This window comes from Rhodospira trueperi (assembly GCF_900101965.1).
In the GTDB taxonomy this organism is placed as follows: Bacteria; Pseudomonadota; Alphaproteobacteria; order Rhodospirillales; family Rhodospirillaceae; genus Rhodospira; species Rhodospira trueperi.
Map to the genome: position 1 here is coordinate 24,905 of NZ_FNAP01000007.1, position 12,779 is coordinate 37,683.

Genomic DNA, 12,779 nt, shown 5'->3' on the forward strand with positions numbered 1-12,779 from the left:
CTTGGCTGGGATGGGTCAACCCGTTAGTGTGATCGCTACGGGCCGGCCTTCAGCCATGCCAGGGTCCGAACAAAATCGGCCCCGCATCGTTTAACGGCAGCGTAACATATGAGAGTTGGCAATTCCCTCGTCCATGCGGACCAGAGTCTTTTGGACAGTCTTGCCCGCATGTCGCGCTCAAGCGCGGGACGCGAGGCCCTGTTCGTGGGCCTGTCGCGGCTGCGCCCGATCAACCGCACTCCCACCCGTCTGCGGATCGCCGCCCAGTTGTTCGCGCCGTTGGTGTCCGGCTATGGCTGCGAGGTCTTCTCCCTGTCAAGCGGTGATCTGGTGATCATGGGGAACGGCATGCCCCCGGGCACGCTGGAGCTTCAGGGCGAGCGGCTGCGCGCCCTGTTCCGTTCCGATCCGGGATCCCGGGGAACGGCCCTGGATGGTCGGGATTTGTTCCTGACCATCTACGATCTGACCACCGACAACCGGGCCCTCGAAAACCGAATTCGGCTGCTGGCCGAGGACCGGGATACGCTGACGGGACCGATGAACCCGTCCAGCCCCCCCCCGGATCGGCCGATGGAGCCCGGCCTGTTGCGTCAGATCAGCGGGGCGCTGCAGAAGCTCGACCCCCGCCCGCTGATGCAGCGACAGGTGGTGCTGCGCATTGACGAGGAACGCCACGGCGCCTTTCATTACGAGGAGTTCTTCGTGTCCATGGCGGAGGTCCGCCGGGCCTGCGCCCGCGGCATCGATGTGACGGCCAGCCGCTGGCTGTTCCAGGAGATCTGCCGGCAACTCGATCAGCGGGCCATCGCGGCGATGACCCGCCTGCCGCTTCCGGAGCAACCGGTCGGCGTCGGCCTCAATCTGAGCGTCGACACCGTTCTTTCGCCGGCGATGAAGGCATTCACAGGGGTCCTGCCCGAAGGCACGACTCTGACCGTCGAGGTTCAGGTCATCGACGCCTTCAGCACCCTGGACCGCCTGGGTGAAGCCAACCGGTGGCTGCGGGACCGTGGCCACAGGCTGGTTCTGGACGGGGTCACGCCGCGCGCTCTGTCGATGATCGATCCGGCGCGCCTGGATGTGGGCGGCCTGAAGCTCATGTGGGATCCCGATCTGGACGATCCCGCCGCCATCTGGGACGGACCGCACCCCAAGGCCATGATCGAGATGATGGGGGCCGACAGGATCGTGCTGTCGCGGGTGGAAACCGACCAAGCCCTCACATGGGGGCTCACCGCTGGAATCCACGCGTTTCAGGGGTTTTTCGTCGACCGCGTCATCGGTGCCACCACCATGGCCGGATGCCCCCAACGGAAAGCCTGCACTCTGATGCAATGCGTCGAACGCCGACGCTCCGCCGCCGGACCGACGCGCCGGACATGCCCCAACCCGCCCCAACTGGACGCGATTACCAGACTGCACAAATTCGGTGAAGGCGTCAGCCCTGGCGTGACGCCCGGCGCCCGCGCGCCGTCATGACGGAGAGTTCCATGGCGAACCCGCCGGCCAAGATTGCCTCCGCGCTCAGTCTTCCAGACTTCGTGAGGGACGTCGCCGAGACGCACCAGGACATGCGGGCCCTGCGCCTGACCCTGTCCGAGTTGCGGCCGGATACCTGGGAAAGCGATGTCATCCAGGCGGTCGAGGAGACGCTGGTCCCACTGGCGCGGGCGAACCAGACGCACATCTTCCGCCTGCCTCGTCGCGACTATCTGTTGTGCTTTCCCCGCGAACAGACCGATGCCGTTCGCGCCGTGATGATCCGCTTACGTCTGGTGATTCCCGAGGCCCCCCTGACGTCTCATCTGGCCGACCCGCCCGGCCGCAATAGTCCGCTGGTGCAGTGGTGGTCGCTTGATGCGGATTTCGGCGTGCTGCGCGCCATGGCCAAGCGGGTCGAGGACGCGGCCGCCGCCGCGGCCACCAAGCGGCGATCCGCCGCCAAGGGGTCAACTGACAGAGCGAAGACAACCGGCCGGGGCGATCCGGCGTGGCGGGCCTTCACTGGCGAGGCGGACGCCGACCGAAAACGGCCGTTGTCGCCCCTGGACGCCGAAATGCTGGAGCGTTTGGTCACGGGGCTGGACCGGGCCGACCTGTCCAACCATGTCCGGCAGCAACCGGTGTGCGCCATCGTCGGGGCGGCGCCGCCCAAGGCGTTGTTCTCGGAAGTCTATGTCTCCATCGACCGACTGCGGGAGGCCATGGCGCCGAACGTGGATCTGACGGCCAACCGTTGGCTGTTCCAGCACTTTTCGGAAACGCTCGACCGTCGCGTCCTGGCGTGGCTGAACCGCGAGGCCGGCGGCCTGCTGAAGAGCGGGTTTTCCATCAACATCAATGTCGGTTCGGTCCTCTCCGATGCCTTCCTGCGCTTCGAGGGCCAGGTCTCGGCCGCCCTGCACGGTACCGTGATCCTGGAGTTGCGGGTCGAGGATGTCTTCGCCGACCTGGAAGCCTATGCCTTCGCGCGTGATTTCGCGCACCAGCGCGGCTATCAAATCTGCCTGGACTCGCTGACACCGGAGGTGATGGCCTTGCTCAACCGCGACCGGCTGGGCGTCGACATGATGAAGCTGTTCTGGCATCCGGACCTGCCGGAGGAGATGCGGCGCGGCCATGGTCCGGATCTGGCGGAACGCCTGCGCGAGCACCACGGCAACCGCACAATTCTGGCCCGCTGCGACGATCCGGCCGCGCTCGAACTTGGGCGCTCGCTGGGCATCACGATGTTCCAGGGGCGCTACATGGATAAGCTGCTGTCCAGCGCGAGCGCGCCGGTGATCCCGACGCGGCCGCGATGAGCGCCGCGCCTCCCTCCCCGGTGATCGAGGCGCGCGGTCTCACCAAGGTGTTCGCGGGACCACGCGGCACGTCCGTGACAGCCATGCGCGGCGTGGATCTGAGCATCGCGGCGGACACCACCGTCGGCCTGTTGGGCGGCAACGGCGCTGGCAAGACCACGACGCTGTCGATCATCAACGGCCTGCTGTTGCCGACGTCGGGAACGATTCGCGTTCTGGGCCGCGACATGACACGCGAACGTCATCTCGCGCTGGCGCGCATGAACGTCTCGTCGCCCTATGTCGATCTGCCGCACCGCCTGACGGTGCGCGAGAACCTGACGGTCTATGCCCATCTCTACGGCATCGCCGATGTGCGCGGGCGACTCGCGACGGTGGTGGAGGACCTCCACCTGGGCGAGGTGTTCAATCGGCCCGTCGGCAAGTTGTCGGCGGGACAGAAGACCCGGGTCGCCCTGGCCAAGGCCCTGCTGAACGATCCCGAGGTTCTGCTGCTGGATGAACCGACGGCCTCGCTCGATCCGGACACCGGCGATTGGGTTCGGACCCATCTGGCCGGGTGGCGCCGCCGGCACGGCGCAACGATTCTGCTGGCCTCGCACAACATGGCGGAGGTCGAGCGGCTGTGCGACACCGTGTTCGTCATGAAGGACGGGCGCATCCACGACCAGGGCGCCCCGGCCGATCTGATCGCGCGCCATGGCCGTCAGACCCTGGAGGAGGTGTTCCTCGACATCGCGCGTCGGGCCGATGGGCATCCCTGAGACGACCATTCCAGGCAAGCCCTGTGGCCATCCGACAACAGGATACAACCGGCCCTTTGCATCCGGCGCCGCGTCGTCCTATATTTCAAGGGCCGGTTCGCCGGCTATGACGCTAAACCCTGTCTGGAATAAGCGTTGTGGACCCGGGGGCAGTGCCCGGCGCCTCCACCAGTTCCGGCCCCGCCAGCGGCGGCGGGGCCTCTCCTGGGGGCGAAACAGGATCGACACGCGTGGTAAAGAGGCAGGCTGTGTTCGGCATGGCACCACCGTCATCGGGCCAAATGCAATAGTTGCCAACGACAACTATGCTCCGGAAGCCGTCGCTGCGTAATGCAGTGCTGGTGACCGATCTAAGCCCCGGGCGGTAGCACGTTCGGGCGGGGTTCGGGGGGCACCTGGCAACAGAAGCCCCCCACTGTGCCGGAGGGATTTCGACCGGCATGGCGCGGGCCTTGCGCGGACGAACACAGTAAGGGAAGACACAGGGGTGCCGGCCCAGGCCAAGCGGACAGGAACAGCGACGTGAGCGAGAAAATCACCACCTTCCATTACGACCGCATGGTCGAGGCTGCGTTGCGCGGCGTACTGCGCGACGCGCTCAGGGTGGTCGAGGCTCAGGGCGGTCTTCCGGGCGAACACCATTTCTACATTACCTTCGAGACCGCGCGCCCCGGAGTCGTGATGCCCGACCGGCTGCGCGCCCAGCACGCTCAGGACATGACCATCGTGCTCCAGAACCAGTTCTGGGACCTGAAGGTGTTCGACGACGCGCTGGAGGTCACCCTCAGCTTCAACCGCAAGCGCGAGCGTCTGCGCGTTCCGTTCGCGGCCGTGACCGCGTTCGCCGATCCGCACGCCAGTTTCGGCCTGCAGTTCCAGACCGAGGCCGGCGAGGCCATGGACGACACGGACGATGATGCCGAGGCCAACTGGGACGCCCTGATGGGCGACGGCGAATCCAACGACGGGCGCGGCCAGGGCGGAGCCCCCCGGGTCGAGACCGATCCCGACGGCGCCAACGTCATCGCCCTCGACGCTTTCCGCAAGAAACAGTAAACCGGGGTCATCACCGGTTCGATTGGTACCGCGCGGCCGTTGCCGCGTGGGCTGCGTTGTTTGGCCGTGCCTACGGGAGTGCCCGATGATTGATGCCGCCTTCGCCGAGATGTTTCCCCTCGCCGCCGACGATACCCCCTACCGCAAGGTCACGGACGAGGGCGTCGGCCTCGACCGGTTCCGGGGCCAGGATGTCCTGGTGGTCGAGCCGGCGGCGCTGACCCGCCTGACCGAGGAGGCGTTCCGCGACATCTCTCACCTGTTGCGGCCGGGCCATCTGGCGCAGTTGCGGGCCATCATGGACGACCCGGAGGCCTCCGCCAACGACCGCTTCGTCGCCCTGGAACTGCTGAAGAACGCCAACATCTCGGCCGGGATGGTGCTGCCCATGTGCCAGGACACCGGCACGGCCATCATCCTGGGCAAGAAGGGCGAGCGCGTGTTCACCGGCGGCGGCGACGCGCTGGCGCTGTCGGAAGGCGTGGCCAATGCCTACGCCAATCTGAACCTGCGTTATTCGCAGAATTCGCCGCGCACCATGTACGACGAGGTCAACACCCGCAACAACCTGCCGGCCCAGATCGACCTGTACGCGACGGCGGGGGAGGCCTATTCGTTCCTGTTCATGGCCAAGGGCGGCGGGTCGGCCAACAAGACCTTCCTCTATCAACAGACCCGGGCGCTGCTGAACCCGAAGAGCCTGATGGCCTTCCTTGAGGAGCAGGTGAAGACCCTGGGCACGGCGGCCTGTCCGCCCTATCACCTGTCCATCGTCATCGGGGGCACCTCCGCCGAGGCCACCCTGAAGACCGTCAAGCTGGCCTCCGCCAAGTACCTGGACGGCTTGCCCACGGCCGGTGGCGATCACGGCCACGCCTTCCGCGACCTGGAGCTTGAGCAGGCGGTGCTGGAGATGACGCGGCGCCTGGGCATCGGGGCCCAGTTCGGCGGCAAGTATTTCTGCCACGACGTCCGCGTGGTGCGCCTGCCGCGCCACGGGGCGTCGCTGCCGGTGGGCATCGGCGTGTCGTGCTCCGCCGACCGTCAGGCCAAGGCGAAGATCACCCGCGACGGCGTGTTCCTGGAGCAGTTCGAGACCGAACCGGCCAAGTACATGCCGGAGATCAAGGACGAAAAGCTGTCGGGCGAGGTGGTCAGGATCGACCTGAACAGGCCCATGGCCGAGATCCGCGAAACCCTGGGCCGCCACCCGATCAAGACCCGGGTCAGCCTGACCGGCCCCATGATCGTCGCCCGCGACATCGCCCACGCCAAGCTGAAGGAACGGCTGGACGCCGGCGAGGGCCTGCCCGATTACATCAAGAACCATCCAGTGTACTACGCCGGCCCGGCCAAGACGCCGGAGGGCATGGCCTCTGGATCGTTCGGCCCCACCACCGCCGGGCGCATGGACGCCTATGTGGACGAATTCCAGGCCGCCGGCGGCTCCATGGTCATGATCGCCAAGGGCAATCGGTCTAAGGCCGTCACCGACGCCTGCGCGAAACACGGCGGCTTCTATCTCGGCTCGGTCGGTGGCGCGGCGGCGCAGCTCGCGCTGGAAAGCATCCGCAAGGTCGAGGTGCTGGAATACCCCGAACTGGGCATGGAAGCCGTCTGGCGCATCGAGGTGGAGGACTTCCCCGCCTTCATCGTCGTGGACGACAAGGGCAACGATTTCTTCCGGCCGCGTTGAGCCGGTCTGGTTGGCGTCGCCCTCGCAACAGACGCCCTTATTCCGCCGCGTTCGGCTGCGCTTCGACGGAACACCCGGCTGCCGTCGCCTCGCGCCGCTCGGCCAGGGCGCGGCGGATGATCTGCGCCGACGAACTCAGGAACAGCCCGGCCAGCGCCGCCGCCACGATCAGGTCCGGCCACGGGCTCGCGGTCACCGCCACCAGCCCGCCGGCCCCGATCACGCCCAGGTTGCCGATGGCATCGTTGCGACTGCACAGCCACACCGAACGGACGTTGGCGTCCCCCTCCCTGAACCGCATCAGCAACAGCACCGAAGCCACGTTGGCGGCAAAGGCCATCATGCCGATTGAGCCCATGACCACGGCATCGGGCTGAGCCAGCACGAACACCCGGTACAGGCTGGCGCCCAGGACCACCGCCGCCATCACCGCCAGACTCACCCCCTTGACCAGGGCCACCGTCGCTCGCGTGCGCAGCGACAGGCCGATCACCGCCAGCGACAGGCCGTAGGTGACGCTGTCACCCAGGAAATCCAGCGCGTCGGCCTTCAGGGCCATGGATTGGGCCATCAGCCCGCCGGCCATCTCCACCGCAAACATGGTGGCGTTGATGGCGATCACCGCCAGCAGCACGCGCCGATAGGCGGTTGAAACGCCCTCGAACCGGGTTTCTTGTGCGCAGTCACATCCGGGCACCGTTTGAGGCCTCCTGATCCTTGATCCTTGATCCACAGGGCTCAACATGGATCCTGGAGCAACTCCAGATTCAAGGACAAAAACACGGCCATGAACATCGGCACGCTGGCCCGCCTGACGGGGGCCAAGGCGGACACGATCCGCTACTACGAACGCATCGGCTTGCTGCCGGCGCCGGCGCGGACGGCCGGCAATCACCGCGTTTACGGGCAGGAGCATCTGGCCCGGCTGGCCTTCGTGCGCGGGGCGCGGCGGCTGGGGTTCACGCTCGACGAAGTTCGGGAGTTAATCGCTCTGGGCGGTCACGCGAACCGGTCGTGCGCGGACATCCACGCCGTCGCCCAACGCCATCTGGACGCGGTGGACGCACGGATCGCGGACCTCAACCGTCTGCGCAACGAACTGGCGCATTTGGTGGACCAATGCGAGGGAGGCGAGGTGAGGCGCTGCGGTGTTTTGGACGCGCTGCCTCATCTGACCATGGCGGGTGAGGGCGACCAAGGCGCCGATCAGGGACAACCGCCGTAACGGGACTGGAGCTTCTCGCCGGACACGATGCGGACCTGTTCCACCGAGGTGTTGGTGTCCCGCGCCAGCTTTTCGTAAGCGGCGAGACGCTGGCGGTTGATCGTGTCCACCTGCTGGACGACGGCCCCATTCGAACTGAGGGCGTGCAAAAGACCGTCCGGACGCTCGCACACGGCGCCGTTGGCCCGCAGTTGGTCCAAGCTCTGCGCCGCCGCCGGGGGTGCGAAGACCGTTAGCGCGAGCGCCACCATCATTCCCGCCGTCCAGGCAAATCCAATCCGAGCTTGAGACCGCCGTTCGATGGCTGCTGGCCCGACTTTCATGTCCTAAGTCTCCCTGTTTCCGGCTGGGTCATCCGGATCAGAAAAGGTCCGGGTTGCTGCTCATCACGTCCTCGACGCCCCTTTCAAGGCGGATCCGGACATCCTGTTCGATCTTGACGTTCAGGTTGATGACGATGGGTTTGTCGGGGGCCTCGACCTTGACCGTGGGCTGACAGCCGGACACGGCCAGAGCCCCGACCAGCGCCACGGCCATGGCACCGACCATCGCCCCGCCCGTGCGCGCGCGCCGCGCGCGCACGCCGAACCAACCATCGGCCGATTGATCCACCGCCGTTTCCTGCCTCATGCGCTGGCCTCATATCCTGTCAAGCGTCGCTTCCGGGACAACACCATTATTCAAGCCCCGGATTGTGGCAGCGGCGGGGCACCGCGCATCACGCGTTATCTCCGAGTCTTACGCAAGGTCTTGCGCCGCCCCAGTGCGTCCCCCCATGATGGCGCCGTCCGCAAGGACGCTGCTCTTGGGCGGCACACCATAATGACAGAGTTTCAGGGAGGAACACGATGCGCAACCCCTTGTCCGGCTGGTTGACCGGCCTTGCCCTGGTCGGCGCGCTGGCGGCGGCCGGCCCGGCCCTGGCCTATGAGCCGTTGGTGGAGAAACAGAGCTTCACGATCCCCGAATTCACCACCCAGGGCGGCGAGACCATCCCGGACATGACGCTGGGTTGGGAGGCCTACGGCGACCTGAACGAGGCCAAGGACAACGTCATCCTCGTCACGCACTACTACTCGGGCAACTCCCACGCCGCCGGCCGCTATGCCGCCGACGACACCGCCCCGGGCTACTGGGATTCGATCATCGGCGCCGGCAAGCCCATCGACACCGACAGATACTACGTGATTGCCGTCGACACGCCGGTGAACCTGGGCGCCCACAACCCGAATGTCATCACCACCGGTCCGGCCTCGATTAACCCCGAGACCGGCAAGCCCTGGGGCATGGACTTTCCCATCCTGACCATCCGCGACTTCGTCGAGACCCAGAAGGCCCTGCTGGATCAACTGGGGATCGAGAGCCTGCACGCCGTCATGGGGGCGTCCATGGGCTCGCTTCAGGCCTACGAGTGGGCGGCCGTGCATCCGGATATGGTCGAGAGGGTCATTCCGGTCATCGGCTCCGGGTGGAGCGACGGCGACCTGATCGCTTGGTTGAACATCTGGGGGGCGCCGATCCGCCTGGATCCGAACTGGAACAACGGCGACTACTATGATGGCGAGCCGCCGACCCAGGGGCTGGCCGAGGCGTTGAAGATCGTTACCCTGCACGCCCAGAGCCCGGAATGGTCAAACGGCGTGTTCGGTCGCGCCTGGGCCGAGGACGGACAGGACCCGGCCGACAGCTTCGACAACCTGTTCAAGATCGAGGCCGTGCTGGACGGTGCCGGGGCCGCCCGCGCCGCCACCTCCGACGCCAACCATTTCCTGTATCTGGCCAAGGCCAACCAGCTCTTCTACACCGGCCACGGCGAAAGCCTCTACGAGGGCCTGCTGGACATCGAGGCCCCCGTGCTCATCATCCACACCAACGAGGATCTGATCTTCCCCGGTGACGCCGTGCGGGAGACCGCCACTCTGATCAAGTCGGACGGCACCCCGGTGCAGATCGTGGAACTCCAGGGCACGCGCGGGCATCTGGACGGCGTGCTGTCCATCGCCCAGGCCGGTGACGCCATCGCCGCATTCCTCGCCAGCGAGAGCGAGTAGGGCAGGCCCGTGGGGGAGGGGGGCGTGGCGGGGGTCGAACGGTTCCCTGGGCCCGCGCCCCGTCCGCCCCAATCCAGGCTATCTGATTGACACAACTCTACTTTTGTTCGTCAATGCGAGGAGCGCAGCCCAAATTAAAACATGGGGCAATCCAGGACGAGCCTGCGTGTTCCATGCTCTGGATTGCTTCACCCTCGTCTTGCGACGAGGGTTCGCAATGACGAGTCAAGATGTCGCGTGAGCGAAGAGCCGCCGCTTCGGCGGAAAGACGTGTGAATACGATAGCCTATCCGGGGGAGGAAGGCCGGTGCGCGCCTGAGGCACCCGTCATGCCTCCACGAAAGGGCATGGGACCGGTGACTGGCCCACGGCGAGAGCTGCCGAACGTGCAAGCCCCCGCTAAAACGACCGAAACGGTGCGGTCCTTCACCCGGCCGTCACCGCCGCCTGACGGACACCTCCGTTCCCAAAATGGGCTCTTTCGGATAGGATACGGAGCGCTCTGATCGGTGTTTTGGGGATGCCGGTTAGCGGTCACGTTTGAAGACGGGGGACGGCGGATGATTGGGTTCAAGATTACCGCGACATGTAAAGAGCGGGGCTACAACAGAGTCGAATCGGGATGGTCGGAAGGGTATCCCGTGATCGAAGGCAAGGTTAAGGACGCTATTGTCGAAAAACTTGTTATTAACGGCGGCAAGCTTATCGTCAAGGGCGTCGGGGGCCCTGTTTCCGTTGCCGAGTTTTTGTTCTCCCAGGCTTGGGGTGTGGGCTCCGCCATCGGGAATTCAATGGCGCAGAACCTGATCAAGATCAATGACACCCGGTTCCAGAGAGCCGCGGCGGCGCGCGCGACGTATAATGTAAAGGTCAAGGTGACGGGCGATTTCGAGGCCGAATACGGGATCCGCAGCTACAAGGACATTGAGAGCCTGCTGACCCTGCTGGCCATGATTCCTCAGAAGAATACGAAACCGTACCAGTTCATGGGCAATCATGTTCTCAAGGCGGCCTACGAACTCCACCAACACTTTCTTGACAGCCGCGTGATTCTCAGCAGCGCTCTCTTCGAAGGCCGAGCCGAAACGTTGAAGGCGCAGGGCATCAGTTTCGAAGGTCCTTGTACTCTCAATCTGAACATCGATCTTTGACACCGCTCGCCATCCGAAATCACCCATCCAGCCGACCCTGAATGGTGGCTGAAGGCGTCAAGACGGCCGGTGTCGGGCGGGTTTTCGGTGGAATTCAGCGGCGTGTCGGGAGTCCGCGCCCGAGTCTTTGTCAGGGAGTGCGGAGCCCGGCCGGACCGAAGGGGCCGCTTGGCAGGGGGGATGACCTCGTCCGTGATGGTCCCCCCAAGGACGCTCGACCAGGGCATGGGCGCGCGAAGCGTTCTTTTTGACCTGTATCCGGTGGGTCAGGGCAAATCCCCAGCGATCCGGAATGGATCGCGACGCCGATGGCCCTATATATCAGCACATCATCGCGGCGCATTGGGTGAGGAAGAACGCCGGCAACGCGCCCTGGCTCTTGCGGGGACGGACCGGGCAAGGATTGGCGGACGGTGTCTGACAACAGGAAGCAGTCCGGCGATCACACGCCGGCGCCGCGCGGCGCCGACGATGTGGACGCCTTTCTGGAGCGCGCCCGCGCCGCGCCCGCGCCTGCGTCCGCCGGGTCCGTGGACGCTTTTCTTGATCAGGTCCGCGCCACGCCTTCCACCGGCCGGGGCCGGTTGATCTTCGCCATGGATGCCACCGCCAGCCGCCAGCCCACCTGGGATCTGGCCATGGACACCCAGGCGGCCATGTTCGCCACCGCCACCAGCGTCGGCAATCTGGCGGTTCAACTCGTGTTCTATCGCGGCATGGGGGAATGCAAGGCCGGTCCCTTCGTCACCCGCCCGGACGACATGGTACGGCACATGACGTCGGTGACCTGCCGCGCCGGGCGCACCCAGATCGGCCGCGTGCTGCGCCATGCCTTGACGGTCCTTGCAGAGGCTCCGGTCAGTGCCCTGGTGTTCATCGGTGATTGCGTCGAGGAGGAACCGGACGACCTCTACGCCCTGGCCGGCGAAATGGGTTTGCGCAAGCTGCCGACGTTCATCTTTCACGAGGGACACGAGCCGCTGGCCGGTCGGGTGCTGAGCCACGTCGCGCGGCTGTCGGGCGGGGCCTGCTGTGCCTTCGACGCGCGCGGCCCGGACGAGTTGCGCCGGTTGCTGGGCGCGGTGGCGGTGTACGCCGCCGGCGGGCGCCCGGCCCTGGAGGACCACGCCCGCAAGGCCGGCGGCGCCGTGTTGCGTCTGACCGACCAGATGAGCCGCGCGAAAGGGACCTAATCCATGCTGCCGATGCTCATTTTGGGCGTGATCGTGGCTTTGGGGCTGGCTCTGCTGCTGCGGCAGGCGGTCGCGGTCGAGCCCCGGATTCTGTTGCGCATCCTGGGCTGGAGTGTCGGCGGGGCGATCCTGGTCGGCGTGATCTTCCTGGCGGTGACCGGTCGGCTGGCCTGGGCCGCGACCGCGCTGGCCGCGCTGGTGCCGTGGCTCGTGCGCGGGCTGCGGATGGCCGCGTTCGGGCGCCAGATGTCCGCGTTTCTGCGCATGTTCGGGCTATCCGGCGGCGGCGTCGGCGGCATGGGAGGGCTTGGCGGGGGGCTCGGCGGCCTGGGTGGTCTGGGCGGCGCCCATGCCGATCCCGATCCGGACGACCGCTCGACGGTCACCACCCGCTTTCTGCGCATGACCCTATCGCACGCCACCGGCGCCATGAGCGGCGTTGTCCGCGAGGGGCCGCTCAAGGGCCGTGCCCTGGACGATCTCGGCGAGCAGGAGGCGGCGCGCCTGTGGCAAACGGTTCAGGCCGATCCCGAAAGCGCGCGGGTGTTCGACGCCTGGCTGGAGCGGGCCCGGCCCGAGTGGCATGCCGCCGCCCGCGCGGGCGGAGGGGAAGGAGACGGCGCGGAACCGCCGCCGTCCGGCGGCCCCATGACCCGGGCGGAGGCGCTGGCGGTGCTCGGCCTGGAGGCAGGTGCCAGCGCCGACGACATCCGTGCCGCGCACCGCCGCCTCATCGTACTGGTGCATCCGGATCGGGGCGGCACGCCCTATCTGGCGGCGCGGCTCAACCAGGCGCGGGACCTGCTGCTGGGGACCGGATCCAGGTGATCCGGGCG

General features: G+C 66.5%; 13 protein-coding genes and 1 other RNA gene. 11 read left to right on the forward strand and 3 right to left on the reverse strand.

Going from position 1 to position 12,779, the window contains the following annotated elements; translation table 11 throughout:
- Nucleotides 1-168: 168 nt before the first annotated feature.
- The 6 genes from BLS85_RS10310 to BLS85_RS10335 all read left to right on the forward strand — a co-directional run bounded on the left by BLS85_RS10310 (nt 169) and on the right by BLS85_RS10335 (nt 6,323).
- Nucleotides 169-1,482 (forward strand): EAL domain-containing protein, encoded by a 1,314-nt coding sequence (locus BLS85_RS10310; RefSeq protein ID WP_176793597.1) that lies wholly within the window; start codon nt 169-171, stop codon nt 1,480-1,482.
- An 11-nt stretch (nt 1,483-1,493) separates the two neighbouring features.
- Nucleotides 1,494-2,807 carry a hypothetical protein gene (locus BLS85_RS10315; RefSeq protein WP_092785964.1) on the forward strand — a complete coding sequence of 438 codons (1,314 nt, stop codon included), beginning with the start codon at nt 1,494-1,496 and terminating at the stop codon, nt 2,805-2,807.
- Entirely contained in the window at nt 2,804-3,571 is a 768-nt protein-coding gene (locus BLS85_RS10320) for an ABC transporter ATP-binding protein (RefSeq protein ID WP_092785966.1), read from the forward strand. Before BLS85_RS10315 ends, BLS85_RS10320 begins: the two co-directional genes overlap by 4 nt.
- Before the next feature lie 52 nt (nt 3,572-3,623).
- Nucleotides 3,624-3,988: a transfer-messenger RNA gene (gene ssrA / locus BLS85_RS10325) on the forward strand.
- A 105-nt stretch (nt 3,989-4,093) separates the two neighbouring features.
- On the forward strand, nt 4,094-4,627 hold the full coding sequence (locus BLS85_RS10330; protein ID WP_245699178.1) for an SspB family protein: 534 nt from the start codon (nt 4,094-4,096) through the stop codon (nt 4,625-4,627).
- An 85-nt stretch (nt 4,628-4,712) separates the two neighbouring features.
- Nucleotides 4,713-6,323, forward strand: coding sequence for a fumarate hydratase (locus BLS85_RS10335; protein ID WP_092785967.1), 1,611 nt, complete (start codon nt 4,713-4,715; stop codon nt 6,321-6,323).
- Nucleotides 6,324-6,360: 37 nt separating this feature from the next.
- On the opposite strand, the gene BLS85_RS10340 is transcribed toward BLS85_RS10335, so the two are convergent.
- The gene (locus BLS85_RS10340; RefSeq protein ID WP_245699179.1) at nt 6,361-7,020 is read right to left on the reverse strand and encodes a cation efflux transmembrane domain-containing protein; all 660 of its coding nucleotides are present in this window, start codon (nt 7,018-7,020) and stop codon (nt 6,361-6,363) included.
- Nucleotides 7,021-7,110: 90 nt separating this feature from the next.
- Here BLS85_RS10340 and BLS85_RS10345 point away from each other — a divergent pair, with 90 nt between their 5' ends.
- The gene (locus tag BLS85_RS10345; RefSeq protein ID WP_092785971.1) at nt 7,111-7,548 is read left to right on the forward strand and encodes a MerR family transcriptional regulator; all 438 of its coding nucleotides are present in this window, start codon (nt 7,111-7,113) and stop codon (nt 7,546-7,548) included.
- On the opposite strand, the gene BLS85_RS10350 is transcribed toward BLS85_RS10345, so the two are convergent.
- Together BLS85_RS10350 and BLS85_RS10355 are read right to left on the reverse strand one after the other, a co-directional pair.
- Nucleotides 7,530-7,802: a DUF1318 domain-containing protein gene (locus tag BLS85_RS10350; protein ID WP_176793599.1), complete on the reverse strand. Its 273-nt coding sequence runs from the start codon at nt 7,800-7,802 to the stop codon at nt 7,530-7,532. The genes BLS85_RS10345 and BLS85_RS10350 overlap by 19 nt on opposite strands.
- A 106-nt stretch (nt 7,803-7,908) precedes the next feature.
- Complete coding sequence (locus BLS85_RS10355; protein WP_245699180.1) at nt 7,909-8,178, reverse strand: YnbE family lipoprotein; 270 nt, start codon at nt 8,176-8,178, stop codon at nt 7,909-7,911.
- Between the two features lie 218 nt (nt 8,179-8,396).
- On the opposite strand from BLS85_RS10355, the gene BLS85_RS10360 reads away from it, so the two are divergent.
- The 4 genes from BLS85_RS10360 to BLS85_RS10375 all read left to right on the forward strand — a co-directional run bounded on the left by BLS85_RS10360 (nt 8,397) and on the right by BLS85_RS10375 (nt 12,771).
- The gene (locus BLS85_RS10360; protein ID WP_092785975.1) at nt 8,397-9,599 is read left to right on the forward strand and encodes an E22 family MetX-like putative esterase; all 1,203 of its coding nucleotides are present in this window, start codon (nt 8,397-8,399) and stop codon (nt 9,597-9,599) included.
- Nucleotides 9,600-10,240: 641 nt separating this feature from the next.
- Entirely contained in the window at nt 10,241-10,750 is a 510-nt protein-coding gene (locus BLS85_RS10365) for a hypothetical protein (RefSeq protein ID WP_143027158.1), read from the forward strand.
- A gap of 413 nt (nt 10,751-11,163) precedes the next feature.
- Nucleotides 11,164-11,943, forward strand: coding sequence for a VWA domain-containing protein (locus BLS85_RS10370; RefSeq protein ID WP_245699181.1), 780 nt, complete (start codon nt 11,164-11,166; stop codon nt 11,941-11,943).
- A 3-nt stretch (nt 11,944-11,946) separates the two neighbouring features.
- On the forward strand, nt 11,947-12,771 hold the full coding sequence (locus tag BLS85_RS10375) for a J domain-containing protein (RefSeq protein WP_092785979.1): 825 nt from the start codon (nt 11,947-11,949) through the stop codon (nt 12,769-12,771).
- Nucleotides 12,772-12,779 lie beyond the last annotated feature (8 nt).

Coding starts and splice junctions, on each gene's coding strand:
- BLS85_RS10320 (WP_092785966.1), top strand. CDS start 2,804: ATGAGCGCCGCGCCTCCCTCCCCGGTGATCGAGGCGCGCGGTCTCACC.
- BLS85_RS10355 (WP_245699180.1), bottom strand. CDS start 8,178: ATGAGGCAGGAAACGGCGGTGGATCAATCGGCCGATGGTTGGTTCGGC.
- BLS85_RS10350 (WP_176793599.1), bottom strand. CDS start 7,802: ATGATGGTGGCGCTCGCGCTAACGGTCTTCGCACCCCCGGCGGCGGCG.
- BLS85_RS10315 (WP_092785964.1), top strand. CDS start 1,494: ATGGCGAACCCGCCGGCCAAGATTGCCTCCGCGCTCAGTCTTCCAGAC.
- BLS85_RS10360 (WP_092785975.1), top strand. CDS start 8,397: ATGCGCAACCCCTTGTCCGGCTGGTTGACCGGCCTTGCCCTGGTCGGC.
- BLS85_RS10375 (WP_092785979.1), top strand. CDS start 11,947: ATGCTGCCGATGCTCATTTTGGGCGTGATCGTGGCTTTGGGGCTGGCT.
- BLS85_RS10345 (WP_092785971.1), top strand. CDS start 7,111: ATGAACATCGGCACGCTGGCCCGCCTGACGGGGGCCAAGGCGGACACG.
- BLS85_RS10310 (WP_176793597.1), top strand. CDS start 169: ATGTCGCGCTCAAGCGCGGGACGCGAGGCCCTGTTCGTGGGCCTGTCG.
- BLS85_RS10335 (WP_092785967.1), top strand. CDS start 4,713: ATGATTGATGCCGCCTTCGCCGAGATGTTTCCCCTCGCCGCCGACGAT.